Here is a 26502-nt window from a genome sequence, read left to right as displayed (position 1 = left end):
AGAGGGTTGTATTCTTTATCCGAACCCAAAGGTAACAACTTTTTTGGGGAGGGGCGCGGAGGGGACAACCCCTCGATCATGCTAACAATCTGTATCTAACCATTTTAACACACATCCGCTCAAGTTCAAATTTTCGTGGGCACAAAAATATTTTTTTGTGCCCACGAAAATATTCTTTCTCCCGCACACAAACAATTTTCTCTCCGCGCGAAAATTTGAATGAGAGCCCTCACAAAACTCTCTCCCTCCTGTCGAGCTTATCACACGAGGGGAAGAAAAGAAAAAACGCCCCGCATCCCGACGGCCGAAGCCGAAGGGAGCAGGGGCAAAAAGGGGACAGGGCTCGCCCTAAAACGAGAGGCGGCAACCTAGGTAGAGCGTCCGAGGGAGGGTAGGCCCGTAGATATAGGCACTATCCCGACCGGCACCTTGGTCGTAATCCTTTTGGCGTGCGTCTAGGAAGTTATTGATACCGCTGTACAACTCAATCTCACTGTGGCGGAAAATATCGAAGTGGTAAGAGACTTTCGCACCCAACTCCACGAAGGTGGGCGTAGTCGTCAACTCGTCAATACGTACAATCCGGTCTTCAGGCGCAACGCCATGGCTCTTGAAGTGCTCGGTAAATATGCCGGCATCGTGCTTGGCCTCCCTATCGCTTTGGGCACTACCGGCTCCATACTCTATCGTATGGGGTGCAAGCATCGGCCCCGTTATAGTACCTGTGAAGGAGAAAGAAAGGGCATGAATCGGCTCATAGCCAAGGGTAAAATAACCGTATGCATTGGGCGTTCGCATCATCCGGCGGTCGGTCAATTTACGGTTCTGCACCTTCTTATCCGCGTCAATTATCGGCATTCCCGAGGCATCGAACTCGGTATACTCACCGTATTCCACGGCTTTGTCGTAGAGATTCTGAGTATAGGTAAAGCCTGCCTGCAACTGGAGGTTACGCCATGCTAGCTTGCCCTCCATATTGCATCCGTATACACGCGCTCCTTGACTATTGGTGCGCAAGAGGCGCATCACGCCATCGTTTTGCGAAGGTTGCTCCTCATTCACAAAGACGTCAATAATGCGATTGTAAAAGCCCTCTATAAGAAGATTGCCGCTAATTCCCTTCCAGCGGTGGTAGAGATCGGCACTCATATTGAAAGAATGGCTGGTTTCGGGTCTTAACCCCTCTCCATTGATTACCCTTTTGGCTTCACCCCCTACGATGCTCACGTGTAGGTCTTCGTCAAAAACTTGAGGAGCACGGAAGCCCTTAGCGTACGAGGCGCGCAGGTTAACCTCCTTAGTCGGGTTGTAACGCAGAGTAGCTCTCGGGCTTAAAATCGGCTTGCCCACAATCGAATGCTCATCGAGGCGTGTACCCAAGAGGATGGAGAGGTGCTGATTTTTCCATTCTACCTGAGCAAACTGACTCGCATTGTGCACATGCTGATGAATACCGGGGAATGCCGAGAGGAGTTTGCCACCTTCGAGGATGTCGTTTCCCTTGTCGTCTTTCCGTTGCTGCCACGAGCGGATGGGCATTTTGTCATCGAGGAAGTCATACACATACTCTGCACCCAACAGGATCTCAGCAGGCATAAAGAGCAGACGATCTGCACTATAATTGTACTGCACTCCTCCCATGTAGGTACGTCCGCGAGTAACTCCGTAATTATCGCCATACAGCTCTTTAGGTACGGGAGCTCCGAGTTTACCGAACTCCTTCCCTAGCTCATCCGCACGATCTGCGAGCCCCCCATAGTAACTATTACGGTCTACAGATTGCCCCGAGGCAAAAGCCTGAAAGTGGTGCTTGAGGTTGCGAGAGAAAAGGTCGTACTTAAGGTTCCCACTGTAGATACTGTGGCCGAGATGCTCCGAGACGGCAGCGACATGATCGGGCAAATCGAAATGATCTCCCCCTCGACGATCCTCTTGAATGGTATGAATGTCCGCCGATATTTTGCTGTAATCACTAGGCTTGAGGTAGAAATGAGCTCCCACGGTGCGCGCATTAAGTTTGCCAAGTTCGCTAAAGCCGTCGCCATTGGCATCCCAAGGCGTTCGGTAGCGAGCCTGACCATAGAGCATGGCTCCCATTCTATTGTCGGGGGAGACGAGGGAGGCATTCATACCAAGGTTATTGTCGGGGCTACTCATACCGGTAAACGATACGGACTCATTGATGGAAAAACTATTGCCATTAGGCTCCTTGGTAATAATATTGACCACACCGCCAATAGCCGAAGAGCCAAAAAGAGCCGAACCTCCACCGCGTACCACCTCCACGCGGTCTACCATGTTGGTGGGAATCTGCTCAATACCGTACACGCCGGCTAGGGCACTAAAGATAGGGCGACTATCGATAAGGATCTGCGAGTAACGTCCATCCAAACCATTGATACGCACCTGATTGAATCCGCAGTTTTGACAATTGTTCTCCACGCGCACCCCAGGCTGAAACACGAGACCTTGGAGAAGATTATTCGCGTTCACTTTACCAAAAACCTTCTCGTCCACAATCGTTACGACGGTAGGAGCCAAACGGCGGAGCGTGGTTTGGCGGTTGGCGGAGACCACCACTTCGTCAATGGCGACGGCATCTTCCTGAGCCTCGAAATTGACCTCCACAATTTTATTTCGCACCACGGTTACCTTTTTCTCTTGCGTAAGGTAACCCATGCCTCGCATCACAAGGGTAACCTCCCCGGGGCGTAGGTGGCGAAGGAAATAATGCCCGGAAGCATCCGTGGCAGTACCGATGTTAGTCCCCTTAACAAAGACAGAGATACCGGGCAAATGCTCTCCGGTTGCTCGATCCACAACGTGCCCGATGATATTTGCATCACTGGGCGGAGGAGTAGGAGTAACAGCTGTTGCCTTAAAACATATCAGCAACGAAATCAGAAGTAAAATGTACCTATTCATATTATGCGTTTTGTATATCTGTGTATAACAAGAGAAAGAGAGATTGGGTTCCCTACTACCCCAAAAAAGCTCCTCTTGCACACTTTTTTCTCCAAGGCAAAGGTACTCCCCTTCTCTTTTCTACGCAATCCCCAATTGTGTGGAGGCTACCCCTAGGCAAACTACTCAGTAATAGCCTCCCGAGAAATGGGGAGAAAAGCATACATAAAAGGGGACTTTTCTCAGACTTTGCAGGCAAAAGTTAGGCTCTATGATGTATAATGTATAACTTTGTAGAGGATGAAGACGCCAAGTAGAAACAAGATAAGGCAATCGAGCCTGCGCACTCGCGAACTGCTTATTGACGCAGCTCGTCAGCTCTTCGCACGCTTTGGGGTAGAAAAAACCACCATGAACGATATTGCCGAAGCCTCCAAGCGGGGTAGGCGTACCGTCTATATGTACTTCAATAGCAAGAGCGATGTCTTCTATGCTGTGGTAGGGCGAGAGCTGGATCTCCTCTGCAAGCGGCTTGAGGCTGTGGCAGAGTCCGAGGGGTCTGCCCCCGAAAAATTGATGAGCCTCATCTATACCCACATGGATACCATCTTGCAAGTAGTCATGCGCAACGGCTCTCTCAAGGCTCAGTTTTTCAACGATATAGGCCGCGTGGAGCGGGTTCGCTATAAGTTTGACCTCCGCGAGCAGGATATTATTGCCTCCATACTGGAGGAGGGTAACCGAGATGGCATTTTCTCGGTGCGCGATGTCAAGATGACTGCCAATATCCTACAACACGCCTTCAAGGGGCTGGAAGTTCCCTACATACACCGGCAAACGCGCCGCATGGGGAGCCAAGAATTCGATTCCTTACGCCGAGCCGCCGAGTATTTAGTATTCCGAGGCGTTGGCTACAGAGGTGAGATACACCACTACCCCACAGAAAAACAAGATCAAAACAACGATAATACAGAGAAATCATGAACTTATTAGCAGGAAAAACTGCCCTTATAACGGGCGCAGGTCGCGGTATCGGTCGCGCTATTGCACTCCGCTTTGCCCAAGAGGGAGCAAACGTAGCCATTACAGATATTCGGATCACAGACGAGGTAGAAGAGTTCATCGCTCAACTCAATGCTATGGGCGTAAAAGCCAAGGCATACACCTCCAACGCTGCCGATTTTGACGATGCTCACAAGACGGTAGAGGCCGTAGCTGCTGACTTTGGCGCTATCGATATTCTGGTAAACAATGCAGGGATTACTCGCGACGGGCTACTCATGCGTATGACCGAGGAGCAATGGGATATGGTGATTAACGTCAACCTCAAATCCGCATTCAACCTAACCCACGCCGTAACTCCCATCATGATGCGCCAACGTAGCGGCAGCATTATCAACATGGCCTCAGTAGTAGGGGTGAGCGGTAATGCAGGGCAAGCCAACTACTCCGCCTCCAAGGCCGGGATGATCGGTCTCGCCAAAAGTACCGCTAAGGAACTCGGATCTCGTGGCATCCGCGCCAACGCCATTGCCCCCGGTTTCATCATCACCGATATGACCAACGCACTCTCAGAAGATGTGAAGAAGCAGTGGGCTGCCCAAATCCCTCTACGCCGCGGTGGTACGCCGGAAGACGTGGCAGGGGTGGCAACATTCCTTGCAAGCGACCTCTCTGCCTACGTTTCGGGGCAAGTTATTCATTGCTGTGGCGGCATGAATTGCTAATGAAAGTCGTATACGAAGACAATCACCTTCTCGTCGTAAGCAAACTGCCGGGCGAGATTGTTCACGCAGATAAGACGGGCGACCCTTCCCTAGAGGACATGGTCGCCCTCTACCTTAAAAAGAAATACAATAAGCCGGGGAATGTATTCGTGGGCGTAGTACACCGGCTCGATAGACCGGTGGGCGGATTGGTCCTTTTTGCCAAAACCAGCAAGGCTCTGGCACGCATGAATAAACTCTTTGCCGAGGGCGGAGTACACAAAACTTACCGCGCTGTGGTACAAAACAGTCCCAAAGGCACACAAGGGGAGTGTATAGATTGGCTCTGGCGCAATGCCAAACAAAACAAAACCTACATCGTAAAAGAGAATCACCCCGATGCCAAGCGAGCACACCTCCGCTGGCGACGAATTGCCACGGCAGAGCGCTTCCAAATGCTGGAGATAGAGCTACTGACGGGGAGACATCACCAAATACGAGCACAACTTGCAGGGATGGGCTGCCCAATCAAGGGCGACCTTAAATACGGAGCACCACGCTCCAACCCCGACGGAAGCATCTCCCTCCTAAGCTACTCCATGGTCTTTGAGCACCCTGTAAGCCACCAAAAGATAGAACTACACGCCACACCGCCCCACGACAAACTCTGGCAATTGCTCTTCTCTCTTGCCGAGAAATAAGCCAAGGGGACTATCCGCCTTTAGGCTAGGGTGACTTAAACCCTCAATCCCCACTCTCTAGGAATCGATCACACCTAAGGTCTCACATCGTTCCGCCCTAACAGAACATTTCCCCCTCGCTCCATTTGTCACAGCCTCCCCTTTGGGTATTCGGGCTCTCCGAACACCCTTCTCTTCGTTCCCCTTCTCATGAATAGGAAATAGGCGAAAACCTAGCTTCCTACCCCCCTCCCAAACAGCCCTACACTCCGAAAAGTGCAGGGCTAAAACGAAATATTTCTCAGCCAGAATGTCTCTCCCTTTCTGGGTGAGAAATTAAAATAAACCAGCTGGTTTCTGGAGAGAAACTAGGCAAGGATTTTTCTCCCACACATCTACCAAGACACCCCAGCCGAGGAGCAAAAGGCCACCCCTACATTCTCAATCCCTCGAATCGAGGGTCGCAAACTACACGGCTCTAAAGTCAAAGTATATATACCTGACGTGGGGAGACGAATCCCCTGTAAATAGAGGAAAGAAAGCTCAGTAAGGGCAACACCGGTTCCTCGCCAAAGCCCTTCTTGCTCCGAGAGAAGAAGATGCAACGTATCTCGTCGCTCATAGAGAGCTCCATTACTGAGCGTTGCCAACACCTCAAAGTCGCAGTACTCCACATTGTTATTATGCCGAATAAGGAGGTCGAAATAGTAGGGGCGATGCGCTTCCGTCACCAAGAAGCGGAATGAAAGCTGTTGGCCTCGTTTCCAGCTCGCGTTAGGCACCTTTTCGTAGACGATAGAGGCTTCGCGTGTAGGACGGCAAGCCACCACACAGAAAAACAGGGTGACAAAGAACGAAGAAAGTAGCAGCAACAGACTTCGCCGAAACCTCCAAGCCATAGTACAAAGCACGCTCCTTCAGGGTGATTTACTCTAGGTGAGGCTCAGTGTCCTTATTAATAAGACGAGCCTCTCCTCCCGGGCGAACGGAACGCCTATCACGCTGAGTGCGATGCTCTCGGCGAGCTGTAGATTCTCCCTCTGAGTTTATCGGCCTATCGCCTACGGGGCGGTTGCTGTTCATCCTTGGGGTACGCCTCTCTCTGCGAGCCCCTCCCTCAAATTCGAGGTGTGAGCCCTCACCCTCGCGAGACTCTTGTGGAGAACGACGGCGAGAATTGGAATAACGATCCCCAGGGAGGCGACGACGATTATTTGCGCGCCCCTCTTCTGCTCCCTCTTCTCTAGGCAGATTACGATCAGATACGCCCCCCTCGACTAAAGGAGTATCCGTCTCTCTCTTGGGCTTGGGATGTGTATTACGTTCAGGATTCGCCCCTTCTACGGCTTCTTTTTCCCCTGTATTACGGGAGCGAGAAGTACGATCACCTCGATTGTTGTTGCCATTGCCCTTGCGACGCTTACGCCCCTTATCGTCGAAGCGAGTAAGGAGATTTTCGTCCAAAATATCTAGCGAAACAGGTTTCTTTATATACCGCTCCTCAAGTAGAGTTGCAGGTTTCTCTCCTCGGCGATTCATCTCAATCACCTCCCGAGCACGTCGGGTTGTAATCGTACATGCATTGGTAGAACGATTCTTCTCTGCAGTGTAGGTCACCTCTCCTTTGAGGAGATCCCATTTGAAGAAATAGAAACTTCCCTCCTCCGTCTCTAGCACCACATCACGCGGTGGCATCCGCTTTTGAGCCTCCACATAGGCATTGACCTCAAAGTTGGTGCAACACTTGAGTTTGGCACATTGCCCCGTGAGCTTCTCGGGATTGAGGGTAAGATCTTGGTAACGAGCCGCAGCCGTATTTACGCTCTTAAAGGAGGTCATCCACTGAGCACAGCAGAGCGGACGGCCACACGGACCAATCCCCCCAATACGCCCAGCCTCCTGACGCGCCCCAATCTGTTTCATTTCGATGCGTACATGGAAGGTTTCTGCCAGTACGCGGATGAGTTTACGGAAGTCTACACGCCCATCGGCTATATAGTAGAAAATGGCTTTGCTCCCATCACCTTGGTACTCTACATCGCCTATTTTCATCTCCAGTCCCAGCTCCTCGGCTATCTGGCGTGCCTCAATCATGGTACCATGCTCTCGGCGCTTTGCCTCCTCGCAACGGTCGAGGTCACTCTGGGTAGCTAGGCGGAAAAGCTGACGGATGGGCTCACGACTATGGGCTTCTTGACGGCGGAATCGGAGAGCCGCCAGTGTGCCTGTGAGTACCACTCGCCCTATATCCACACCGGGAGAACCCTCCACCGCCACTATATCATCTTTGTGTACCTCCAGCCCTAGAGGATTGGTAAAGACTACTTTGCGGGTATTCTTAAACTGAACCTCTACGTATTTATTACGGTCTATATCATCGGCATAACCCGAGAGCCAGTCGTAGCTATTAAGGGGCTGTTTGCCACACCCTTTGCAACCCGCTGAGTCTATCTGAGCCGAACCAATGGACTTTATATCGTCTTTATGCATTATCTAATCACTTTGTTATCAAGCGGTAAAGTTACGAGTTTCTCGCTGAATAGGCGCCAAAGAGACAACTTTAATCCCCGAATGACTTACCACCTCTTTATTCCTGTTGGTAAAAAGCACTTCTACCTTAAAGTGTAGCTCCCTGTTGCTAACCATGTGACCGTAGGTAGAGTGGATTTTTGACTTGTCACAAGACTGTGTATTTCTTCATTTTCGTAGGTATATATGCAACTCTCATGTAAAATGCATTAGTAGAAGTAACCGTATATGTAATCTCTCCATTACTTTCGCAAGTTGCATGTATAATCTCCTGTAACGACAACAGCCCCTCCTTGGAGAGTAGCAACCTCCTGTAGGCACAGACATTCTGCATCTTCGTCTTGGAGGCCTTTGTCTATCTTCTTGCGATCGGAGATTAAAGACTACAGACAAGATTTTCTCACCATCGTCATTGGAAGCAGAAGGGGAGGACAACCTCTCCCCCCTCTGACAAACCTCCTCCAAACAAAAAAGGAGATGCCCCTCTACCTGGAGCATCTCCCTACATTGACGGCATCTCTCCAATAAAAAGAAGAGGAGAGGTACCTAAGAGACGAGGTTTAGAAACGGAAGGTCACCCCTAGGTTTACAAGGGTGAGGCCATAACCCAGTTCTCCCCCTAGGGCAAGAGTAGGAGTCACATAGTAACGAGCTCCTACAAAACCTTGAGTACCGAAGGCTCCGCTATTCCGTAGAGCAGCACCGCCAACGAAAGACCATCCTAGAGCAAGCCCGGCATAAGTATCCAATTTGGGAACGAACTCATAATGCAATGCACCACGACCTCCCAAGAAGAAATAACCGGCATAGTTATCAGCCCCGGAGCGGAAGAGGACATACTCGCCCTGACCACCAACACCGATAGTACCCTTGCCGTTGCTAAAGAGGTTGCCCACAATGCCATACTCATACACTGCCGTAAGGGGAGGAACAACAATGCTAGAGAACAAACCGGTGGTGCTGGGCAAGCCAATCATAATACTTGCAGTCTGCGTACCTTTTTCAAACGTTTTTTGGGCATTTGCTTCACCCAAAGAGGCAAAGCCTGCGAAAGCTACGGCTAGCCCTAGAATCAGATTTCTTACTTTCATAATTAATTTCTTGTTTATACTATTGTGGTCCCTCCTCCAGAGTAGACAGGAGGGAAGAGAACCCTTAATCTTCGCTACGAGAGCGACGTTTGCGCTCCAGCTCATCGAGGATAATCTTACGCATACGCATACTATTGGGGGTAACCTCTACATATTCGTCTGCTTTGATGTACTCGAGAGCATCCTCAAGGCTAAAGATGACGGGAGGGGCAAGAGCCACCTTATCATCGCTACCCGAGGCGCGCATATTGGTCAGTTTTTTGCTTTTGCACACATTCACCACGAGATCGTTGTCTTTGGTATGCTCCCCAATCACTTGGCCTGCATACACCTCGTCTTGCGGTGCAATGAAAAATCGGCCTCGGCTCTGGAGGTTATTAAGAGCATAGGCAAAAGCCGTACCACTCTCCATCGCTATAATAGAGCCATTGAGGCGGCGTTGTATATCGCCTCGCCAGGGGGCAAACTCGATAAATCGGTGCGCCATCACAGCCTCCCCGGCCGAAGCCGTGAGTACGGAGTTGTTGAGACCGATAATACCTCGAGAGGGGATGGTGAACTCCAGCATGATGCGATCGCCCTTACTCTCCATAGAGGTCATCTCTCCACGGCGGCGGGTAATTAGGTCGATTACACGGCTCGAATACTCTTCGGGCAGATTGACCGTAAGTTGCTCTATCGGCTCACACTTAACCCCATCTATCTCCTTTATAATTACTTGGGGCTGCCCCACCTGCAACTCATACCCCTCGCGGCGCATCGTCTCGATAAGCACACTAAGGTGCAGAATGCCTCGCCCATAGACGAGCCACGAATCTGCAGAGTCTGTTGGTTCTACACGTAGTGCGAGGTTCTTATCCAGCTCTTTGACCAAGCGGTCGTGGATATGACGACTGGTGACAAACTTGCCATCTTTGCCAAAGAAGGGCGAGTTATTGATGGTAAAGAGCATACTCATCGTAGGCTCATCTACACGGATACTCGTAAGAGGTTCGGGAGCAGAAGCATCGGCCACCGTCTCCCCAATCTCAAAGGACTCCAACCCGATAATGGCACAAATATCGCCCGAGGAGACCGATGACGCTTTGGCACGCCCTAACCCCTCAAAGGTGTTGAGTTCCTTTATTTTCTGTCGCACTACAGAACCATCGCGGCGACAAAGCACAATATCGCTATTCTCGGAGATAGTACCCCTATGCACACGCCCCACGGCAATTCGCCCCACATAAGAGGAGTAGTCGAGCGAGGTGATAAGCATCTGCGCCGGTCCCTCTAGCATGGGTGGTGGGGGTATATGATCTACAATAGCATCCAGTAGGGGGGTTATGGTATCGGTGGAATTATTATAGTCCTCACTCATCCAGTTCTGTTTGGCCGAACCAAAGAGAGTGGGGAAATCCAACTGCTCTTCACTCGCATCGAGGCTTGCCATCAGGTCGAAGACCATATCTTGCACCTCACCGGGGCGGCAATTGGGTTTGTCCACCTTATTAATTACTACAATGGGCTTGAGACCCAGGTTTAGAGCTTTTTGGAGCACAAAGCGCGTCTGTGGCATGGGGCCCTCGAAGGCATCCACCAAGAGAAGGCATCCATCTGCCATATTGAGTACACGCTCTACCTCGCCTCCAAAGTCCGCGTGCCCCGGGGTATCTATAATATTGATCTTAACACCGCGATAGCGAATACTCACGTTTTTGCTCACGATGGTAATCCCACGCTCTCGCTCGATAGCATTGTTATCTAGATAGGTATCTACCTCGGTAGCTTTGTCGTCTCGGAAAAGTTTGCCCGCTAGTAGCATCTTATCAACAAGCGTTGTCTTGCCGTGGTCTACGTGGGCGATAATCGCGATATTGCGTATTTCTTGCATACTGCTCTATAATAACCGGCTACAAAGGTAATGAAAAAGCATCGCCATATCTCTCCAATTATCGCAAGTTAGGTGATAAAAAGGAGGGAATAACCCTCAAATGGAACAGGACGAGCCCTAAGAAGAGTACATAGAGACGATAGAAGGCCTCCCATAAAGAGCAAGAGACAGGGTGCCGACCGTCCAAACAGAAAATGACGCAAGACAACCCTAGAAACGGCGAAGGGTAATAAAGAAGGCGGAGAGAATGCACAAAAAAAGTCTCCAAAACCCTAGATGAATTTTGGAGACCTGTAATGTATTGTATAGAGTTGCGGGGAGAGGACTCGAACCTCTGACCTTCGGGTTATGAGCCCGACGAGCTACCACTGCTCCACCCCGCGATATTGTCTCAATTTCCCTGCAAAGGTACAGATTCTTTTTGAATTAGCCAAATGCCAGCCTCGCCCTGCCTAGAGAGTAGCCCCCGTGATCGCTCCTCTCTTACAGACTCTCCCTCCGAAAAAATGGAGACAGGCTCTTTTACGGAAGTAGAACATCGATATTCAGTCCACGAGAATAGCGCAAGTCAGGTGGCGTAAAACGGAGAAAAAATGCTGGGTGAAAACCATTTCCCCTCTTGGCTGAAAATAAAATATTTCTTGCCCAAAATGTGAGGGTAAAACCAGCTGAAATAAAAATATTTCTAGGATAGTTTTCTCCACGATTTTAGCCAACGACCCACACGCTGCTCCCCCGAGGGCGAAAATGGCACCAAAAACAAGCTGAGAGAGAGCGATACCCGAATCCCCTCGTCCCCTCCCTCCTCTCGAAGGACATCCCTCAAGAGGGCTCTTTTATCCTCAGCCAAATCGGAAAGAGAAAAATATCTACGAAAAAATCGTTGATTATCTACGAAAAGTTCGTACATTGCGCTCGATAAGCAATACAAAGAGCTATGAACAAGACAAAACTCACCCCATTAACCCCTCAAGAAGAGAGCGTTATGCAGATTATTTGGGAGCTAGGGGATGGAGTAGCCATACGGCAGATATTGGACAAGATACCCGAACCCAAGCCCCCCTACACCACCCTGGCAAGCATTGTAAAAAACCTGCACACCAAGGAATACATCCAACCCGAAAAAAGCGGAAAGACCATGCTGTACGGGATTGAAGTAACCCAAGAGCAATACTCCGCCTCCTCTCTCCAGCACATCGTACGAAACTTCTTTGGAGGAGATTACAGGCAAGTAGTGCAGTTTTTTGCACGCAAAGAGAGTATCTCGCCCCAGGATCTCAAAGAGATAATAGACTTGATTGAGCAGAAGAAGTAACCTCACCTTTTAGCCACCCTTACCCCATGGAAGTACTACTCTACTACCTACTCATCAGCGGAGCATCCCTCGCCCTCGGAGCCTTGCTCGGGCGGTGGCTCTTCCTCCCCCTTACGTGGCATAAGGCAACTCGCGCCTTTTACCTTATCATTCTCGTCTCGGCGTGGGTGATACCGCTCGTTGGCATTGTAGTTCCCTATATCGACTGGTCAATACTCTTCTCACCCTCCCAAGGGGGAGTAGCACTCGCCCCATTCCCCCTAGAGTTATCTCCCATGACGGAAGAGGTATCGCCCTCCATTTGGGGGTGGCTCCCCCTAGCTTTGAGCTGCATTTGGGGGATAGGAGCACTCGCTCGAGGGATTCGCCTCTTGGTCGCCCTGCGAGCTCTGCGAGCTCTGGTCAAACTCAAACGGCACTGCACCCCCTACCTCCTCCCCAATGGACGGAAAATACAACTTCTCCCCCAAGGGTATACCGCGTTTAGTGCCTTCGGAGAGATATACATCTCCCAAAAGATGCTAGAGGAGAACGAGTGGACTATGGTCTACACACACGAAGAGGAGCACACCCAACAGCGACACTACATAGACCTTCTACTCGCAGAGCTATCTCTCATCCTCTCGTGGTGGAACCCCGCCATGTGGCTACTGCGTAGAGACCTCAGCCTAAACCTTGAGCACCTAGCCGACGAGGCCGTGCTAGCCCAAGGCATTGAGGGCAAACCCTATCAATACCAACTCCTAAGATGCGCTACAGACAGCTCTGTAAGCCCTCTATACAACCCCTACAATGGCTCTAACAACTTAAAAGAAAGGATCAAAATGATGAACAAGAAAAACTCACCCAAGCGAGCTATCCAACGCCTATGGCTCGCCCTACCCATGGCTACTCTTACTCTCTTAGGCGGTAATTACCTACTGGCTCGCCCGGTTGCGGAGCGTCTCCCCCTCCTACAAAACATAGGGGATGAAGACCCCGTCTACGAAACGTGCGAGGTACTCCCCCAATTCCCCGGAGGGAATGACAATCTCTTCCTCTGGCTTGCCGAGGAGGTACGCTATCCCAAAGAGGCGGAAGCAAAGAGTATCGAAGGCAGAGTGCTTGTACACTTCATTGTGGAAAAAGATGGCAGCGTAAGCAGCCCCACCATCATGCAAAGTGTAGACCCTCTGCTCGACGCCGAAGCCCTACGTGTAGTGGGCAAGATGCCCAAGTGGACACCCGGGAAGCTCAAAGGAAAAGTCGTACGTGTCTCCTTTACCCTCCCCATCCACTTCAAGCTAAGCGCGGATAATAGCAAGTCCTCCACAACGGGTAGCCCAACTGCGCCTAAAGCCCTCTATGTACTAGACGGCAAGGTAGTAAGCGACGTAAGCAACCTGCCCAGCGAAAAGATCGCAGAAATGCGCGTAGACAAATCTCAAAAGGAAGTAACCATCGGAGGGAAGAAGTACGACCTCAAAGCCCTCGGATTAGACGGGGTTGTCTACATTACGACGAAGTAACGCCGCCCCCTTATAACGAAATACAACTATTTTTCATCTCTTACAGCCCTCGTCTCTTACAGGAGTCGGGGGCTCTTCGTTTGTATGCAAAGAGGGCGCATGGGAGGAAGAGAGGGCTCCCTCCCCAAAGGAAGAGGCGTAGTATTAGAGAGAGAGGAGCCCCTCTTTTTGCAGAGAGTGCTCCTTGTATAGAGAATCCGTAGTACCTTCGTGGTCGGAATGAACAAAGTGCATCTATTGGTGGCAGATAGCCACGATTCGTTTGTCTACAATCTCGTAGAAATCCTTAGGAAATGCCCTAATTGTACCTTCGACGTTGTAGCGACGGAGCATTGCTCCTCCCTAACCCTAGAGAACTACCAAGGGATACTGCTTTCCCCGGGGCCGGGGCATCCTGAGGAGGTGAAAGGGCTCATGCCCCTCATTGCTCGCACCGTGCATACACACTCCCTTTTTGGGGTTTGTCTCGGGCATCAAGCTCTTGCCCTACACTTTGGTGGGCGATTATTGCAAATGCCCCACCCCCTACATGGTCATGCAGAGAGGCTCTCGATAAAAGAGATAGAAGGGCACACCCTCCTCGAGCAGCTCCCCGCCGATAGTTCGGTAGGGCGTTATCACTCGTGGTGCGTGGCAGAAGAGTCTTTCCCCAACGTGTTAGAGATTACGGCGACGGCACTAAGCGATGGGGCTATCATGGCATTCCGACACAAAACACTCCCCCTGTTTGGGGTACAATTCCATCCCGAGAGCTACCTATCGCCCCACGGTGCAAGCATCGTACAAAATTGGCTAGCCGGTCTCTAGAGTAGACGCACGCTCTTGTAGCGCACCTCTTTGTTTTTGTTTTTCTTGAGGGGGAGGAGGTAAGAGACCGCCAGTTCGTGACTACCCCAATTCCCCTTAGCCATTTGATTGATAGGCATCTCAAAGGCATACCCTACCGCTACACTCCCAAACTTCATCCCGAGGGAAAAGCCTGCGGCATTCATCGGCCGGAACATTACCCCTGCCCTGAAACGCTCGGCATACTCCAGCTGCAAGTTGGCATCAATGCGCCATGCCTTAAGGTCCGTAAGCACCAAGAGAGAGGGCTTCCAAGTAAGCAACGAGGTCTCCGAAGAGAACTTATAAGAGGTATGAAAGGTATAATTCCGCTTTAGCTCAATAGAGTAATTATTACTGAGCCGAACACGCGGAGCCAAAAGATGATGCGACGCCACGCCTATATACATGCGCTTATTGTGCCACGAAAGCCCCACCGCAGAATCAAAAGACTTCCCGGACACTCGCGTAAGGGGTAAAGCAGGGTCATTAGGGGTAATGCCCTCACCATCGGGTAGAAAAAGCTTCGTACCATCAAAGGCACTATTGAACAAACCGGCTTGTAGCCCTATGCCCAATTGCCCCTTAAACAAGGGCAAAAAAAAGGTATATTGTCCGGCTAAGTCGGTATTGACAAAAAGCCCTTTCTTCTGCGTAAGGAAGGCTATTCCCACCCCATGCTTTCGCTCTAAAAAATCGACCTGCGTATTGGCAAGAAGGGAGATATTGGCAGGAGCTCCCGAGATACCTACCCATTGCTGATGGTATATGGCGGTTATATCCAACTCCTCTTGCCCGCCGGCGGCGGCAGGGTTATAGAAGGTAGCCGCCCTATCGTACTGCGAGAAAATGGCGTCGTATTGCCCCATCAGCGGTAAAGCCTTTACCCCTAATAGCAACAAAAACGCCCCTTTGAGGAGCCACCACAAGGTCGCTCTACGCCTCAATCCTTTCTCGTACATACTACAGAAACGAATAGAGAGGAGGGATTAGTATGTAGGAGCCACCATTCGCGGCTAGGACTAAACGATATCACAAGGTGCGGCCTCTCGTCGCCTACCCCGTGGATAGTCCCCGAGGAGAAAGCTCTCTACAAACAAAAAGTCCTACCCCACGGATGTGTTGGGGTAGGACCTTAGTATTTGAAAGAATGGAGGTCTTTACATATTATCGGAAGCCTAATCACAAGCCTCCTCGCAATGTAGCCTCGCTTCTTCGAAGCTCTACAGAAAAGCGATTAAGCTTCTGTAGGAGCTGCAGTTTCTGCGGGAGCAGCCGAAGACTTGCGCGAACGGCGAGTACGCTTCTGAGGAGCAGCCTTCTTGCTTTCGCCAAGCATAGCCTCGTTGAAGTCTACAAGCTCGATAATGCACATAGCAGCGTTGTCTCCAAGACGATAGCCCGTACGAAGAATACGAGTGTACCCACCGGGACGATTGGCAACCTTATCCGACACTACACCGAAAAGCTCCTTCACAGCCTCTTTGTTTTGAAGCTCAGAGAAAACCATACGGCGTGAGTGAAGATTGTCATTCTTAGAGCGTGTGATGATAGGCTCTACATACACACGCAACGCCTTTGCCTTAGCCACCGTAGTAGCGATACGCTTATGCATAATAAGCGAAGTGGCCATGTTAGAAAGCATAGCCTCGCGGTGTGCCTTCGTGCGACCTAAATGATTGAATTTCTTATTGTGTCTCATCTTTTACTCTTTATCTAGGTTATACTTACTCAAGTCGGTAGCAAACTCCAAGCCAACCTCTGCGAGGAATCCCTCAAGTTCTTCAAACGTCTTCTTACCGAAGTTGCGGAACTTAAGCAGCTCTTGGCGATTGTGCTTCACGAGATCGGCTAGAGTGAAGACATTGTTGGAGCGAAGACAATTGCGAGCACGCACCGAGAGATTGAAAGAGTCAAGCTCTTGTCTTAGCATCTGACGTATGCGGAGCGTTTCTTCGTCCATTACATCACCCGTCTCGTCGCCGGCTTCTTCCATATGCATCTCTCCATCACTAAAGAGAGAGAAGAGATCAATAAGGATCTTTGCAGCCTCGCGAAGAGCCATCTCCGGCTCGATAGTACCATCGGTAACTACCTCCAAGATAAGCTTCTCGTAGTCGGTCTTCTGCTCCACACGGAAAGACTCTTCCTTGGGCATTACCCGACGAATAGGAGTGTAAATAGAGTCGATAGCAATCGTATTGAGAGGGTCTCCCTCACGAGCATTCTCGTCACTGGGTACATAACCACGCCCCTTATTGATGCGGAACTCTATCTTGACATTGCTAGCTACCTGAGGGTCGAAACTACAGATATGTTGATCTAAGTTCGTTATCTCAAAGTTGCCAAGAGCGGCATTGAGATCCTCTGCGGTAAATACGTCTTTATTCGCAGGGAAAGCTACTGTTACCACCTCTTCGTCTGCATTGTCAACCTTTTGCTTGAAGCGAATCTTCTTGAGATTGAGTATAATGTTTGTAACATCTTCCGTTACACCAGGAATAGTAGCAAATTCGTGCTCTACACCATCAATGCGAATAGAGGCGATGGCATACCCCTCAAGAGAGGACAACAAGATCCGACGCAGGGCATTACCAATCGTCTTGGCATAGCCGGGTTCTAGAGGTTTGAACTCAAAACGACCGACAAGTTCGTACGGTTCGCATTCGTCAAGGACATACTGAGGCACCTCTACCTTTACTACGTTCTCGGGTTTTTGAAATGCTAATATTGCCATGATGTCAGGGATTATTTAGAGTACAATTCAACGATAAGTTGTTCCTTAATATTCTCGGGGATATCAGCACGCTGAGGTATGTTGAGGAACTTACCGGACATTGAGCTGTTGTCCCACTCGATCCAAGAATACTTACCGTGGTTGAAGCCTGCCAGTGAGTTGGCTATTACTTCCATGCTCTTATCGCGCTCACGAACAGCAATAATCTGCCCGGGCTTTACAGAGTAAGAAGGAATATTTACCACATTGCCATCCACCGTAATGTGACGATGCGACACAATCTGACGAGCTGCAGCACGCGTAGGAGCAATACCGAGACGGTAAACGATGTTGTCGAGACGGCACTCCAAAAGCTGGAGAAGCACCTCACCCGTTACCCCTTTAGAGCGTTGAGCTGCCTTAAAGAGATTGCGGAACTGACGTTCCAACACCCCGTAGGTATACTTTGCTTTTTGCTTTTCTGCGAGCTGAATACCATATTCGCTCGACTTACGACGGCGACCTTCACCATGCTGCCCCGGGGGGTAGTTCTTTTTGCTAAGTACCTTATCGGGGCCAAAGATAGGCTCGCCAAAGCGACGAGCGACTTTTGATTTAGGACCTGTATATCTTGCCATAATATTTAATGAGTAATGGGACATTTACCCTGCATCCTCTACTTCAAGAGAGATGGGTCTCTGTGTGTTATAATAGTTATCTCTTTGCTTGCAAAGCCTTGTATTTTCTTGTCTCCGCATCTCTTTCTCTTCCACCCAATCCTTGGAGAGTAGACAGCCGCAGTCCTATTCGTAAGAGAGGGAAAAGTGAATAGGTCAAAAACCTCCAAATGAGGAAGAAAGAAACGATATGGGAGTTGCGAATGCACGCTTGCACTACACAAGAGAAATACCACAGGGCATCCGAGATGCAGTCAGTATCCCTATTCTTATCTTTATGCCGTAAAACTTATACTTTGCGCTTCTTGGGAGGACGACAACCATTGTGTGGCAATGGCGTAACGTCGATAATCTCTGTTACCTCGATCCCGGCACCATGGATAGTACGAATAGCCGATTCACGACCATTACCCGGTCCCTTTACATACACCTTTACGCGACGGAGACCAAGATCATAAGCCACTTTGGCACAATCTTGAGCTGCCATCTGAGCAGCATAGGGAGTGTTCTTCTTAGAACTTCTGAACCCCATCTTACCGGCGCTAGACCAGCTGATAACCTGCCCCTCGTTGTTGGTGATAGACACAATGATGTTGTTGAAAGAAGAGTGGATGTGTGCCTGACCGGTAGCCTCTACCTTTACCACCCTCTTCTTGGCTGTTACTTTCTTTGCCATATCTTATCTATGATAATCGCCTTATTACTTAGTAGCCTTCTTCTTGTTTGCAACGGTCTTCTTCTTACCCTTGCGTGTACGGGCATTGTTTTTGGTGCTTTGCCCTCTTACAGGAAGACCAGCACGATGACGAATACCACGATAGCAACCAATATCCATTAGACGCTTGATATTGAGCTGAACTTCGCTGCGGAGGTCTCCCTCTACCTTAAACTCAGAACCAATAATCTCACGGATTTGGGCAGCTTGGTCGTCAGACCAATCTTTTACCTTGATGTTTCTGTCGATACCCGCCTTATCAAGGATATAAGCGGCTCGGCTGCGGCCTATACCAAAAATATAGGTCAAGGCAATTTCACCTCTCTTGTTTTGCGGCAAGTCAACGCCGACAATTCTTATAGCCATAGTCTATATTTGTATTATTCTTTGGTTGCGGATCACCCTTGGCGTTGCTTAAACTTAGGGTTCTTTTTGTTGATCACGTACAGACGCCCTTTGCGACGTACTATTTGACAATCGGGCGTACGCTTCTTTAAAGATGCTCTTACTTTCATATCTCTTGAAGTCTCTATTTACTTATAACGATAACTGATACGCCCCTTAGTTAGATCGTAGGGCGACATTTCTACTTTTACCTTATCTCCGGGGAGAATACGAATAAAGTGCATACGCATCTTCCCCGAGATATGAGCCGTAATAACGTGCCCATTCTGCAATTCGACCTTAAACATGGCGTTGGAGAGAGCCTCCAAAATTACGCCATCTTGCTCTATCGCTGTTTGTTTTGCCATATCAAAACTCTCGATCTCCCAAAACCTCTTTTATAAAATCAAATGAAGAAAGAATCTGCGCCTTGCCCTGTACGATAGCAATGCAGTGCTCGAAATGGGCTGAAGGCTTACCATCTTTGGTACGTACCGTCCAGCCATCATCGCCGAATACTACATTCTTGCTTCCCATATTGATCATGGGCTCAATGCAGATACACATACCATTGCGCAACAATGCGCCCGTGCCTCGGCGTCCATAATTGGGCACCTCGGGAGACTCGTGCATGTCATGACCAATGCCATGCCCTACAAGCTCTCTCACCACCCCATAACCGAGACTTTCTGTATATCGCTGCACTGCTTCGCCAATATGCCCCACTCGGTTACCGGCAACGGCTTGCTCTATACCCTTGTAAAGAGAAGTCTTTGTTGCCACAAGTAGAGCTCGCTTTTCTTCAGAGATCTCACCTACAGCAAATGTATAAGCAGAGTCCCCAGTAAAGCCATTAAGCTTGGTACCACAATCTACGGAGATGATATCTCCTTCTTGCAGGAGGACATCAGCCCGTGGGATACCATGCACCACATGATCGTTTATCGAAGTACAAATACTCCCAGGGAAACCTCCGTATCCTAGGAAGGCCGGCGTTGCTCCGTTGTCGCAAATAAAGTCGTGCGCTATCTTATCTAGCTGCAAGGTAGATACACCAGGAGCAATATGCTTGGCAACCTCAGCCAAGGTGCGACCAACCAACTGATTGGCCGCCCTCATGAGGTTAATTTCTTCTTCTGTTTTGAGAGTAATCATTCTCTAAATTAATATGCCGAAACGCTACCCGAACGCCCTTTGATTCGACCACTCTTGAGCAAGCCATCGTAGTGACGCATCAAGAGGTGGCTCTCCAATTGCTGCAACGTATCAAGCACTACACCCACAAGGATGAGCAACGAAGTCCCCCCAAAGAATTGAGCAAAACCTGCGCTAATACCAAGCAACTCAGCAAAAGCAGGAAGGATGGCAACAATGGCAAGGAAGAATGCCCCAGGGAGGGTAATTCTATCCATGATCGTGTCAATGTAGTCTCGAGTCTGCTTGCCAGGCTTTATCCCGGGGATAAAACCATTATTGCGCTTGAGGTCTTCTGCCATCTGCGTTGGGTTAATAGTGATTGCAGTATAGAAGTAGGTAAAGAGCAAGATCAAGACGGCAAACGTAAAGTTGTACCAAAAACTTGTGTTATCCGTAAAGGCACGCACAAAGGCACTTCCCTCTCCTACTCGAGCCATGTTCATCACAGAGATAGGGATGAACATGATAGCCTGAGCAAAGATGATAGGCATCACGTTCGCAGCATTAACCTTAAGAGGAATATACTGACGAGCACCTCCAAATTGTTTGTTGCCTACGATGCGCTTTGCATACTGTACAGGCACCTTGCGAGTACCTTGTACCAATAGGATAGCACCTGCAGAAACAAAAAGGAGGAAAACAATCTCGGCCAAAAAAGCAACCATACCGCCGGCAGCACTATTCAAACGGAACAGGAACTCCGCAGATAGAGCTTGAGGCAAACGTGCGATAATACCTACAAGAATGATAAATGAAATACCATTACCAATACCCTTGTCTGTAATGCGCTCTCCCAGCCAAAGCACAAACATACTACCACCGGCAAGGATGATTGTAGCATATGCTTGGAACCAGAATCCGGCAGGGAGTTGAGCCCCTGTTGCGGCAAGTTGCGAACTAAGGTTCATGAGGTAAGCAGGAGCCTGAAGCAACAAGATTAAGACCGTAAGGTAACGTGTCCATTGGTTTATCTTGCGACGCCCACTCTCTCCCTCTCGCTGCAATTTTTGCATAGAAGGAACAATAATGGCGGCAAGCTGCATTACGATCGATGCGGAGATATAGGGCATGATACCCAACGCAAAGATCGAAGCATGAGAGAATGCTCCCCCAGAGAACATATCTACTAGAGCCAATAGACCACCCTCAGTCTGAGACTGAAGGGCGCTTAATGCTTCGGGATCGATCCCAGGGATCACCACAAAGGATCCTAAGCGGTAAATAACCACATATAATATGGTGACAAGAAGCTTCTTGCGAAGATCCTCAATCTTCCATATGTTCTTCAATGTCTCTACTAACCTCATAAAGTTTACAGTTTTACAGCAGAACCACCAGCAGCCGTGATAGCTTCTTCTGCCTTCTTAGAGAAAGCATCAGCTTCTACAGTAAGAGCGGTACGCACTTCTCCACATCCAAGGATCTTAACCAAATCCTTAGCAGAAGCATAACCTGTCTCTATAAGTAGCTCCTTGTTGATGGTAGTACAACCTAGCTTGTCTGCGAGATCCTGTACCACCTCCAAGTTTACCGGACGATATTCTACACGATTGATATTCTTGAATCCGAACTTCGGGAGACGACGCTGTATAGGCATCTGACCTCCTTCGAAGCCGACCTTATGCTTATAGCCAGAGCGCGATTTAGCCCCCTTATGACCGCGAGTAGAGGTACCGCCAAGCCCCGAACCGGGACCGCGACCAATACGTTTGCGAGCATGAACAGAACCAGCTGCTGGCTTCAAACTAGACAAATTCATAGTTCTCTATTGCTTATGCTTATTACTCTACTACTTCCACCAAATGGCTAACCTTGGCGACCATACCCCTTATCTGAGGAGTATCTTCGTGCTCTACAACCTGATTGAGCTTCTTAAGCCCAAGGGCATCAAGGGTTAGCTTTTGGTTCTTGGGGCGACGGATACGACTCCGTACTTGTTTGATTTTGATTGTAGACATAGTCTATCTTCTCCTTTCCTATTAACCTCTAAAAACCTTTTCTACTGAGATGCCACGAGACTTAGCAACCATAAGAGGATCTCTAAGTTCAGCAAGAGCCGCGATAGTAGCCTTTACGAGGTTGTGTGCATTAGACGAGCCTTGGCTCTTTGCGAGAACGTCGGTAATACCCACACTCTCCAATACGGCACGCATAGCACCTCCGGCCACTACTCCGGTACCTTGAGATGCCGGACGAATAAGGACACGAGCACCTCCAAAAGCCGCTTTCTGCTCATGAGGAATAGTTCCTTTATGAACAGGAACACGGATAAGGTTCTTCTTTGCAGCCTCTACACCTTTAGCAATAGCGGTGCTTACTTCACCTGCCTTGCCGAGCCCTAATCCGATAACGCCATCTTGATTACCAACCACAACAATAGCGGCAAAAGTGAAGGTACGCCCCCCCTTAGTCACCTTAGTTACGCGGTTGATATCCACCAAGCGATCGGTTAGCTCTAAGTCGTTGGTAGACTTTACTCTATTGAATGCTGTTGCCATTGTTCCTTAAAATTTAAGACCACCATTGCGAGCGGCATCTGCCAACTCTTTGATACGACCATGATAGAGATAACCATTGCGATCGAATACTACAGATTCAACGCCGGCTTCCTTGGCACGCTGAGCAATAAGCTCACCCACCTTGGCGGCAATCTCCTTTTTAGCTCCGGCAGCCTCGAGAGCGAGAGAGGAAGCACTAGCGAGAGTACGACCTTCTACATCGTCGATAAGCTGAGCATAGATCTGTTTATTACTACGGAATACCGTAAGACGAGGACGCTGCTTAGTACCACTAATCTTACCACGCACACTCGTCTTGATACGAAGTCTTCTAAGTTCTTTTCTTGTCATGATAATCTAGAGTTACTTGCTGGCTGTTTTACCCGACTTACGACGAATAATCTCGCCTTCAAACTTAATACCCTTACCCTTATAAGGCTCTGGCTTACGGAATGAACGAATCTTAGAACATACCTGCCCGAGGAGTTGCTTATCGCAAGACTCGAGGTAGATAAAAGGATTCTTATTACGTTCACTCTTCGTTTCCACCTTTATTTCAGAGGGAAGCATAAAGAAGATAGGGTGTGTAAAACCAAGAGAAAGCTCAAGGAGCTGACCTTGATTAGAAGCACGATAACCTACCCCTACGAGTTCCAAAGTCTTCTTGAAGCCTTCAGATACCCCTACAATCATATTATTGACGAGCGAACGATAAAGCCCATGAAGAGCTCGATCTTCTTTGTCGTCAGTTGCACGAGAGAGCTTTACTTCACCCTCTTCGATAGATACACTAATACGAGGATCTACATACTGCGTAAGCTCGCCTTTAGGGCCCTTTACGGTTACCTTATTATCAGCAAGAGTAACTGTAACGCCTTTAGGTAGTGCTATGGGCAATTTTCCTATTCTTGACATAACCTGTTTCTCCTGTGATTAATAGATGTAACACAATACTTCGCCACCTACCTTGAGGTCGCGAGCTTCTTTGTCAGTCATCACACCCTTAGACGTAGACAGAATGGCAATACCGAGGCCATTGAGTACGCGAGGGAGATCACGATAACCTACATAACGACGAAGACCGGGGCGTGATACACGCTTTAGAGCCTTGATGGCATTGGTCTTCTGTGCAAGGTCATACTTAAGAGCGACCTTGATAATAGCACGACACTCATCTACATCCTCAAACTTGTAGTTTAGGATATAACCTTTGTCGAAGAGAACCTTCGTAATCTCCTGCTTGAGGCGAGAAGAAGGGATCTCTACAACACGATGTCCTGCGCTGATTGCGTTGCGCAATCTTGTCAGATAATCTGCAATAGGATCAGTCATATATATTCTGAATTAAATTGATCTGGCTACCCAGACAATATTTAAATACTCTTTCTTTCCAAAGGACCTTACCAGCTGGCCTTCTTTACACCGGGGATAAGTCCCTTAGATGCCATTTCGCGGAATTGGATACGCGAAATACCAAACTGGCGCATATACCCTTTGGGACGCCCAGTCATGCTGCAACGATTGTGCAAACGTACAGGAGAAGCGTTGCGAGGGATTGCTTGGAGTGCTTCGTAGTCGCCCTCTTTCTTGAGCTGAGCGCGCTTCGCAGCATACTTTGCAACCATTCTTTGGCGCTTAACCTCACGGGCTTTCATCGATTCTTTTGCCATAACTCTTCTTACTTAGCAGTGCTCTTAAAGGGAAGACCAAACTCTTTGAGAAGTTCGAAACCTTCCTCATCAGTTTCCGCAGTGGTTACAAAGGTAATATTCATCCCCAATATTTTGGTAATCGTATCGATATTTATTTCGGGGAAGATGATCTGCTCATCAATACCAAGGGTATAATTACCACGACCATCAAGCTTGCTATTGATACCTTTGAAATCTCGGATACGAGGCAAAACGACACGCACGAGACGCTCTAGGAACTCATACATACGATCACGACGAAGAGTAACCATAACTCCAATGGGCATCTTACGACGCAATTTGAAGTTCGAGATATCCTTCTTCGAATAGGTAGGTACGGCCTTTTGCCCAGTAATAGCAGAAAGCTCTTCAATTGCAACATCAATGATCTTCTTATCACCCGTAGCAATACCCAAACCTTGATTGATCACAATCTTAGAAAGCTTTGGCACCTGCATGATGCTAGAGTAACCAAAGTGCTTCATCAACTCGGGAGCAATGCGCTCCTTATATTCAGTCTTAAGACTCGTTGTATTGGCGCTCATTACTTAATCTCCTCTCCTGACTTCTTAGCGTAACGAATACTCTTGTTATTGGCATCCTTCTTACGACCAACACGAGTAGCTTTCCCAGACTTGGGATCTACAAGATTGACGTTAGAGATGTGAATGGGTCCTTCTTCTTCGATGATACCACCTTGAGGATTCTTTGCATTGGGCTTCGTATGCTTCTTGATCATATTAAGCCCTTCTACAATGACACGATTCTTTTCGGCCAACACCTTAAGGACGCGACCCGTACGACCACGGTACTCGCCGGAATTGACGAATACGTTGTCGCCCTTCTTTATATTCAACTTGCTCATAAATTCAAACTGGTTTTAGAGCACTTCGGGTGCTAGTGAAACAACCTTCATATTAACGGCACGAAGCTCACGAGCAACGGGACCGAAAATACGAGTACCACGGAGATCCCCGGAAGCAGAAAGGAGCACACAGGCATTGTCGCTGAAACGAATGTAGGAACCATCGGCACGACGAATTTCCTTTTTCGTACGAACAATGAGAGCCTTAGATACGGCACCCTTCTTTACATCACTCGAAGGCACAACGCTCTTTACCGAGACAACGATAATATCGCCCACTGAAGCATAGCGACGACGAGTACCGCCAAGTACACGGATACAAAGTACCTCACGAGCACCACTATTATCAGCGACTTTGAGTCTTGATTCTTGCTGTATCATAGTCTATTACTTCGCTCTTTCGATGATTTCTGTTAGTCTCCAACGTTTAAGGCGGCTCAAAGGACGAGTCTCCATAATACGTACCTTATCGCCCACATTGCATTCATTCTTTTCGTCGTGGGCATAGAGTTTCTTTGTCTTATTTACAAACTTGCCATAAATGGGATGCTTTTCCTTCCAGCGAATAGCAACCGTGATGGATTTCTCCATCTTGTTGCTAGTCACAATCCCGACACGTTCTTTTCTATGATTTCTCATCATTCTTGTGAAGTCTCTTATTATTGATTTTCTACACGGCGCATAGCCAGTACCATCTCGAGACGAGCGATCGTCTTACGCTGAGCGCGAAGCGATGCCGGATTCTCAAGAGGAGAAACAGAATGATTGATGCGGTCGAGGTTGTAGCTCTTGCGAAGAACTTCAAGCTTTTCCACTATTTCGGGAGTTGTTAGCTCCTTAATCTCAGACATTTTCATAGGTTCTCTCTCTTACTGATTACGCATTTTCTTTCGTAGCATCGAAGTCTCGACGCACAACAAACTTAGTAGTAACGGGAAGCTTCTGAGCTGCAAGGCGCAATGCTTCCTTAGCAATCTCGTAAGAAACACCCTCTACCTCAAAGATCATACGACCTGGGGTAACAGGTGCTACGAAGCCTTCGGGATTACCTTTCCCCTTACCCATTCGCACTTCGGCAGGCTTGCTAGTAATAGGCTTATCGGGGAAGATACGAACCCAAACCTGACCTTGACGCTGCATGTAACGAGTAACGGCGATACGCGCAGCCTCTATCTGAGCCCCCGTGATCCACTTGGTCTGGAGAGACTTGATACCGAAGGAACCGAAAGCGAGCTGATTGCCACGCTGGGCATTCCCCTTCATGCGACCCTTCTGCTGCCTTCTAAACTTTGTTTTCTTTGGCTGTAACATAATTACTTTCCTTCTTT

35 protein-coding genes and 1 tRNA gene are annotated in these 26502 nt (G+C 48.9%); 6 read left to right on the top strand and 30 right to left on the bottom strand.

The features are described from left to right. Window positions 1–348 precede the first annotated feature (348 nt). The gene (locus POREN0001_RS04750; protein ID WP_004333686.1) at window positions 349–2925 is read right to left on the bottom strand and encodes a TonB-dependent receptor; all 2577 of its coding nucleotides are present in this window, start codon (window positions 2923–2925) and stop codon (window positions 349–351) included. A gap of 279 nt (window positions 2926–3204) precedes the next feature. On the opposite strand from POREN0001_RS04750, the gene POREN0001_RS04745 reads away from it, so the two are divergent. The 3 genes from POREN0001_RS04745 to POREN0001_RS04735 are packed head-to-tail and all read left to right on the top strand — an operon-like array spanning window position 3205 to window position 5311. Next, on the top strand, window positions 3205–3888 hold the full coding sequence (locus POREN0001_RS04745) for a TetR/AcrR family transcriptional regulator (RefSeq protein WP_004333678.1): 684 nt from the start codon (window positions 3205–3207) through the stop codon (window positions 3886–3888). Further along, the gene (gene fabG / locus POREN0001_RS04740; RefSeq protein ID WP_004333645.1) at window positions 3885–4631 is read left to right on the top strand and encodes a 3-oxoacyl-[acyl-carrier-protein] reductase; all 747 of its coding nucleotides are present in this window, start codon (window positions 3885–3887) and stop codon (window positions 4629–4631) included. Before POREN0001_RS04745 ends, fabG begins: the two co-directional genes overlap by 4 nt. Next, window positions 4631–5311: an RluA family pseudouridine synthase gene (locus POREN0001_RS04735; RefSeq protein ID WP_040580748.1), complete on the top strand. Its 681-nt coding sequence runs from the start codon at window positions 4631–4633 to the stop codon at window positions 5309–5311. Before fabG ends, POREN0001_RS04735 begins: the two co-directional genes overlap by 1 nt. A gap of 374 nt (window positions 5312–5685) precedes the next feature. Here the strand turns inward: POREN0001_RS04735 and gldH are convergent, their stop codons facing one another. The 6 genes from gldH to POREN0001_RS04710 form a co-directional block, all read right to left on the bottom strand. Then, window positions 5686–6189: a gliding motility lipoprotein GldH gene (gene gldH, locus POREN0001_RS04730; RefSeq protein WP_004333629.1), complete on the bottom strand. Its 504-nt coding sequence runs from the start codon at window positions 6187–6189 to the stop codon at window positions 5686–5688. A 28-nt stretch (window positions 6190–6217) separates the two neighbouring features. Next, window positions 6218–7780: a regulatory iron-sulfur-containing complex subunit RicT gene (locus POREN0001_RS04725; protein ID WP_004333513.1), complete on the bottom strand. Its 1563-nt coding sequence runs from the start codon at window positions 7778–7780 to the stop codon at window positions 6218–6220. A gap of 18 nt (window positions 7781–7798) precedes the next feature. Next, window positions 7799–7936 (bottom strand): hypothetical protein, encoded by a 138-nt coding sequence (locus tag POREN0001_RS09375; RefSeq protein ID WP_004333720.1) that lies wholly within the window; start codon window positions 7934–7936, stop codon window positions 7799–7801. Between the two features lie 443 nt (window positions 7937–8379). Further along, window positions 8380–8910, bottom strand: a complete 531-nt coding sequence (locus POREN0001_RS04720; protein ID WP_004333833.1) for a hypothetical protein — start codon at window positions 8908–8910, stop codon at window positions 8380–8382. A 64-nt stretch (window positions 8911–8974) separates the two neighbouring features. Further along, window positions 8975–10783 (bottom strand): translational GTPase TypA, encoded by a 1809-nt coding sequence (gene typA / locus POREN0001_RS04715; RefSeq protein WP_004333642.1) that lies wholly within the window; start codon window positions 10781–10783, stop codon window positions 8975–8977. A 311-nt stretch (window positions 10784–11094) separates the two neighbouring features. Further along, window positions 11095–11166 (bottom strand) — tRNA-Met (locus tag POREN0001_RS04710). A 554-nt stretch (window positions 11167–11720) separates the two neighbouring features. Between POREN0001_RS04710 and POREN0001_RS04700 the strand changes: the two genes are divergently transcribed. The 3 genes from POREN0001_RS04700 (at window position 11721) to POREN0001_RS04690 (ending at window position 14413) form a co-directional block, all read left to right on the top strand. Then, window positions 11721–12098, top strand: a complete 378-nt coding sequence (locus POREN0001_RS04700) for a BlaI/MecI/CopY family transcriptional regulator (RefSeq protein ID WP_004333515.1) — start codon at window positions 11721–11723, stop codon at window positions 12096–12098. Window positions 12099–12124: 26 nt separating this feature from the next. Further along, window positions 12125–13606: a M56 family metallopeptidase gene (locus POREN0001_RS04695; protein ID WP_004333735.1), complete on the top strand. Its 1482-nt coding sequence runs from the start codon at window positions 12125–12127 to the stop codon at window positions 13604–13606. A 219-nt stretch (window positions 13607–13825) separates the two neighbouring features. Next, window positions 13826–14413 (top strand): anthranilate synthase component II, encoded by a 588-nt coding sequence (locus tag POREN0001_RS04690; RefSeq protein ID WP_004333722.1) that lies wholly within the window; start codon window positions 13826–13828, stop codon window positions 14411–14413. Here the strand turns inward: POREN0001_RS04690 and POREN0001_RS04685 are convergent. From POREN0001_RS04685 to rplP, 23 genes are all read right to left on the bottom strand, one after another. Further along, the gene (locus POREN0001_RS04685; RefSeq protein WP_083797839.1) at window positions 14410–15393 is read right to left on the bottom strand and encodes a PorP/SprF family type IX secretion system membrane protein; all 984 of its coding nucleotides are present in this window, start codon (window positions 15391–15393) and stop codon (window positions 14410–14412) included. The two genes, POREN0001_RS04690 and POREN0001_RS04685, sit on opposite strands and share 4 nt — an antisense overlap. Window positions 15394–15668: 275 nt before the next feature. Then, window positions 15669–16133 carry a 50S ribosomal protein L17 gene (gene rplQ, locus POREN0001_RS04680; RefSeq protein ID WP_004333824.1) on the bottom strand — a complete coding sequence of 155 codons (465 nt, stop codon included), beginning with the start codon at window positions 16131–16133 and terminating at the stop codon, window positions 15669–15671. A 3-nt stretch (window positions 16134–16136) separates the two neighbouring features. Then, window positions 16137–17168, bottom strand: coding sequence for a DNA-directed RNA polymerase subunit alpha (gene rpoA, locus POREN0001_RS04675; protein ID WP_004333497.1), 1032 nt, complete (start codon window positions 17166–17168; stop codon window positions 16137–16139). A gap of 11 nt (window positions 17169–17179) precedes the next feature. Further along, window positions 17180–17785, bottom strand: coding sequence for a 30S ribosomal protein S4 (gene rpsD, locus POREN0001_RS04670; protein WP_040580746.1), 606 nt, complete (start codon window positions 17783–17785; stop codon window positions 17180–17182). A 328-nt stretch (window positions 17786–18113) separates the two neighbouring features. Next, the gene (gene rpsK, locus POREN0001_RS04665) at window positions 18114–18500 is read right to left on the bottom strand and encodes a 30S ribosomal protein S11 (RefSeq protein ID WP_004333829.1); all 387 of its coding nucleotides are present in this window, start codon (window positions 18498–18500) and stop codon (window positions 18114–18116) included. Between the two features lie 24 nt (window positions 18501–18524). Next, window positions 18525–18905, bottom strand: a complete 381-nt coding sequence (gene rpsM / locus POREN0001_RS04660; protein ID WP_004333525.1) for a 30S ribosomal protein S13 — start codon at window positions 18903–18905, stop codon at window positions 18525–18527. A gap of 32 nt (window positions 18906–18937) precedes the next feature. Then, a complete protein-coding gene (gene ykgO, locus POREN0001_RS04655; protein WP_004333565.1) occupies window positions 18938–19054 on the bottom strand; it encodes a type B 50S ribosomal protein L36 in 117 nt (38 codons plus the stop codon). 18 nt (window positions 19055–19072) lie between these two features. Continuing rightward, complete coding sequence (infA, locus tag POREN0001_RS04650) at window positions 19073–19291, bottom strand: translation initiation factor IF-1 (RefSeq protein WP_004333810.1); 219 nt, start codon at window positions 19289–19291, stop codon at window positions 19073–19075. A 1-nt stretch (window position 19292) separates the two neighbouring features. Next, window positions 19293–20078: a type I methionyl aminopeptidase gene (gene map / locus POREN0001_RS04645; RefSeq protein ID WP_004333606.1), complete on the bottom strand. Its 786-nt coding sequence runs from the start codon at window positions 20076–20078 to the stop codon at window positions 19293–19295. A gap of 8 nt (window positions 20079–20086) precedes the next feature. Continuing rightward, window positions 20087–21427, bottom strand: a complete 1341-nt coding sequence (gene secY, locus POREN0001_RS04640; protein WP_004333822.1) for a preprotein translocase subunit SecY — start codon at window positions 21425–21427, stop codon at window positions 20087–20089. 5 nt (window positions 21428–21432) lie between these two features. Continuing rightward, entirely contained in the window at window positions 21433–21879 is a 447-nt protein-coding gene (gene rplO / locus POREN0001_RS04635) for a 50S ribosomal protein L15 (RefSeq protein WP_004333835.1), read from the bottom strand. Window positions 21880–21901: 22 nt separating this feature from the next. Then, complete coding sequence (gene rpmD / locus POREN0001_RS04630; protein ID WP_004333535.1) at window positions 21902–22078, bottom strand: 50S ribosomal protein L30; 177 nt, start codon at window positions 22076–22078, stop codon at window positions 21902–21904. Between the two features lie 21 nt (window positions 22079–22099). Beyond that, a complete protein-coding gene (rpsE, locus tag POREN0001_RS04625; RefSeq protein WP_004333653.1) occupies window positions 22100–22618 on the bottom strand; it encodes a 30S ribosomal protein S5 in 519 nt (172 codons plus the stop codon). A gap of 6 nt (window positions 22619–22624) precedes the next feature. Continuing rightward, window positions 22625–22969 carry a 50S ribosomal protein L18 gene (gene rplR / locus POREN0001_RS04620; RefSeq protein ID WP_004333670.1) on the bottom strand — a complete coding sequence of 115 codons (345 nt, stop codon included), beginning with the start codon at window positions 22967–22969 and terminating at the stop codon, window positions 22625–22627. Window positions 22970–22981: 12 nt separating this feature from the next. Continuing rightward, the gene (gene rplF / locus POREN0001_RS04615; RefSeq protein ID WP_004333498.1) at window positions 22982–23533 is read right to left on the bottom strand and encodes a 50S ribosomal protein L6; all 552 of its coding nucleotides are present in this window, start codon (window positions 23531–23533) and stop codon (window positions 22982–22984) included. 18 nt (window positions 23534–23551) lie between these two features. Then, window positions 23552–23950, bottom strand: coding sequence for a 30S ribosomal protein S8 (gene rpsH, locus POREN0001_RS04610; RefSeq protein WP_004333663.1), 399 nt, complete (start codon window positions 23948–23950; stop codon window positions 23552–23554). Between the two features lie 68 nt (window positions 23951–24018). Beyond that, window positions 24019–24288 carry a 30S ribosomal protein S14 gene (gene rpsN / locus POREN0001_RS04605; protein WP_004333502.1) on the bottom strand — a complete coding sequence of 90 codons (270 nt, stop codon included), beginning with the start codon at window positions 24286–24288 and terminating at the stop codon, window positions 24019–24021. Between the two features lie 8 nt (window positions 24289–24296). Further along, a complete protein-coding gene (gene rplE, locus POREN0001_RS04600) occupies window positions 24297–24854 on the bottom strand; it encodes a 50S ribosomal protein L5 (RefSeq protein ID WP_004333655.1) in 558 nt (185 codons plus the stop codon). Beyond that, window positions 24854–25174, bottom strand: a complete 321-nt coding sequence (gene rplX / locus POREN0001_RS04595; protein ID WP_004333623.1) for a 50S ribosomal protein L24 — start codon at window positions 25172–25174, stop codon at window positions 24854–24856. Before rplX ends, rplE begins: the two co-directional genes overlap by 1 nt. Before the next feature lie 15 nt (window positions 25175–25189). After that, window positions 25190–25555 carry a 50S ribosomal protein L14 gene (rplN, locus tag POREN0001_RS04590; RefSeq protein ID WP_004333691.1) on the bottom strand — a complete coding sequence of 122 codons (366 nt, stop codon included), beginning with the start codon at window positions 25553–25555 and terminating at the stop codon, window positions 25190–25192. A gap of 6 nt (window positions 25556–25561) precedes the next feature. Further along, window positions 25562–25816: a 30S ribosomal protein S17 gene (rpsQ, locus tag POREN0001_RS04585; protein WP_004333615.1), complete on the bottom strand. Its 255-nt coding sequence runs from the start codon at window positions 25814–25816 to the stop codon at window positions 25562–25564. A 17-nt stretch (window positions 25817–25833) separates the two neighbouring features. Continuing rightward, window positions 25834–26031: a 50S ribosomal protein L29 gene (gene rpmC / locus POREN0001_RS04580; RefSeq protein ID WP_004333826.1), complete on the bottom strand. Its 198-nt coding sequence runs from the start codon at window positions 26029–26031 to the stop codon at window positions 25834–25836. Window positions 26032–26050: 19 nt separating this feature from the next. Then, window positions 26051–26485, bottom strand: coding sequence for a 50S ribosomal protein L16 (gene rplP, locus POREN0001_RS04575; RefSeq protein WP_004333770.1), 435 nt, complete (start codon window positions 26483–26485; stop codon window positions 26051–26053). Window positions 26486–26502: the final 17 nt, after the last annotated feature.

It is taken from the genome of Porphyromonas endodontalis ATCC 35406, from assembly GCF_000174815.1.
GTDB lineage: Bacteria > Bacteroidota > Bacteroidia > Bacteroidales > Porphyromonadaceae > Porphyromonas > Porphyromonas endodontalis.
Note: the sequence above shows the minus strand (reverse complement) of the source record. Positions and strands in the feature narration are given on the sequence as shown.

Coding starts and splice junctions, on each gene's coding strand:
- infA (WP_004333810.1), bottom strand. CDS start 19,291: ATGGCAAAACAAACAGCGATAGAGCAAGATGGCGTAATTTTGGAGGCT.
- fabG (WP_004333645.1), top strand. CDS start 3,885: ATGAACTTATTAGCAGGAAAAACTGCCCTTATAACGGGCGCAGGTCGC.
- POREN0001_RS04695 (WP_004333735.1), top strand. CDS start 12,125: ATGGAAGTACTACTCTACTACCTACTCATCAGCGGAGCATCCCTCGCC.
- rplQ (WP_004333824.1), bottom strand. CDS start 16,133: ATGAGACACAATAAGAAATTCAATCATTTAGGTCGCACGAAGGCACAC.
- rpsN (WP_004333502.1), bottom strand. CDS start 24,288: ATGGCAAAAGAATCGATGAAAGCCCGTGAGGTTAAGCGCCAAAGAATG.
- POREN0001_RS04735 (WP_040580748.1), top strand. CDS start 4,631: ATGAAAGTCGTATACGAAGACAATCACCTTCTCGTCGTAAGCAAACTG.
- POREN0001_RS04700 (WP_004333515.1), top strand. CDS start 11,721: ATGAACAAGACAAAACTCACCCCATTAACCCCTCAAGAAGAGAGCGTT.
- secY (WP_004333822.1), bottom strand. CDS start 21,427: ATGAGGTTAGTAGAGACATTGAAGAACATATGGAAGATTGAGGATCTT.
- rplF (WP_004333498.1), bottom strand. CDS start 23,533: ATGTCAAGAATAGGAAAATTGCCCATAGCACTACCTAAAGGCGTTACA.
- rplX (WP_004333623.1), bottom strand. CDS start 25,174: ATGAGCAAGTTGAATATAAAGAAGGGCGACAACGTATTCGTCAATTCC.
- map (WP_004333606.1), bottom strand. CDS start 20,078: ATGATTACTCTCAAAACAGAAGAAGAAATTAACCTCATGAGGGCGGCC.
- POREN0001_RS04725 (WP_004333513.1), bottom strand. CDS start 7,780: ATGCATAAAGACGATATAAAGTCCATTGGTTCGGCTCAGATAGACTCA.
- rpoA (WP_004333497.1), bottom strand. CDS start 17,168: ATGGCAATATTAGCATTTCAAAAACCCGAGAACGTAGTAAAGGTAGAG.
- gldH (WP_004333629.1), bottom strand. CDS start 6,189: ATGGCTTGGAGGTTTCGGCGAAGTCTGTTGCTGCTACTTTCTTCGTTC.
- POREN0001_RS04745 (WP_004333678.1), top strand. CDS start 3,205: ATGAAGACGCCAAGTAGAAACAAGATAAGGCAATCGAGCCTGCGCACT.
- typA (WP_004333642.1), bottom strand. CDS start 10,783: ATGCAAGAAATACGCAATATCGCGATTATCGCCCACGTAGACCACGGC.
- rpmD (WP_004333535.1), bottom strand. CDS start 22,078: ATGTCTACAATCAAAATCAAACAAGTACGGAGTCGTATCCGTCGCCCC.
- rpsD (WP_040580746.1), bottom strand. CDS start 17,785: ATGGCAAGATATACAGGTCCTAAATCAAAAGTCGCTCGTCGCTTTGGC.
- rpmC (WP_004333826.1), bottom strand. CDS start 26,031: ATGAAAATGTCTGAGATTAAGGAGCTAACAACTCCCGAAATAGTGGAA.
- POREN0001_RS04750 (WP_004333686.1), bottom strand. CDS start 2,925: ATGAATAGGTACATTTTACTTCTGATTTCGTTGCTGATATGTTTTAAG.
- POREN0001_RS04685 (WP_083797839.1), bottom strand. CDS start 15,393: ATGTACGAGAAAGGATTGAGGCGTAGAGCGACCTTGTGGTGGCTCCTC.
- POREN0001_RS04720 (WP_004333833.1), bottom strand. CDS start 8,910: ATGAAAGTAAGAAATCTGATTCTAGGGCTAGCCGTAGCTTTCGCAGGC.
- ykgO (WP_004333565.1), bottom strand. CDS start 19,054: ATGAAAGTAAGAGCATCTTTAAAGAAGCGTACGCCCGATTGTCAAATA.
- rplN (WP_004333691.1), bottom strand. CDS start 25,555: ATGATACAGCAAGAATCAAGACTCAAAGTCGCTGATAATAGTGGTGCT.
- rplP (WP_004333770.1), bottom strand. CDS start 26,485: ATGTTACAGCCAAAGAAAACAAAGTTTAGAAGGCAGCAGAAGGGTCGC.
- rplE (WP_004333655.1), bottom strand. CDS start 24,854: ATGAGCGCCAATACAACGAGTCTTAAGACTGAATATAAGGAGCGCATT.
- rplO (WP_004333835.1), bottom strand. CDS start 21,879: ATGAATTTGTCTAGTTTGAAGCCAGCAGCTGGTTCTGTTCATGCTCGC.
- rpsH (WP_004333663.1), bottom strand. CDS start 23,950: ATGACTGATCCTATTGCAGATTATCTGACAAGATTGCGCAACGCAATC.
- rpsK (WP_004333829.1), bottom strand. CDS start 18,500: ATGGCAAAGAAAGTAACAGCCAAGAAGAGGGTGGTAAAGGTAGAGGCT.
- POREN0001_RS09375 (WP_004333720.1), bottom strand. CDS start 7,936: ATGGTTAGCAACAGGGAGCTACACTTTAAGGTAGAAGTGCTTTTTACC.
- rpsE (WP_004333653.1), bottom strand. CDS start 22,618: ATGGCAACAGCATTCAATAGAGTAAAGTCTACCAACGACTTAGAGCTA.
- rpsM (WP_004333525.1), bottom strand. CDS start 18,905: ATGGCTATAAGAATTGTCGGCGTTGACTTGCCGCAAAACAAGAGAGGT.
- POREN0001_RS04690 (WP_004333722.1), top strand. CDS start 13,826: ATGAACAAAGTGCATCTATTGGTGGCAGATAGCCACGATTCGTTTGTC.
- rplR (WP_004333670.1), bottom strand. CDS start 22,969: ATGACAAGAAAAGAACTTAGAAGACTTCGTATCAAGACGAGTGTGCGT.
- rpsQ (WP_004333615.1), bottom strand. CDS start 25,816: ATGATGAGAAATCATAGAAAAGAACGTGTCGGGATTGTGACTAGCAAC.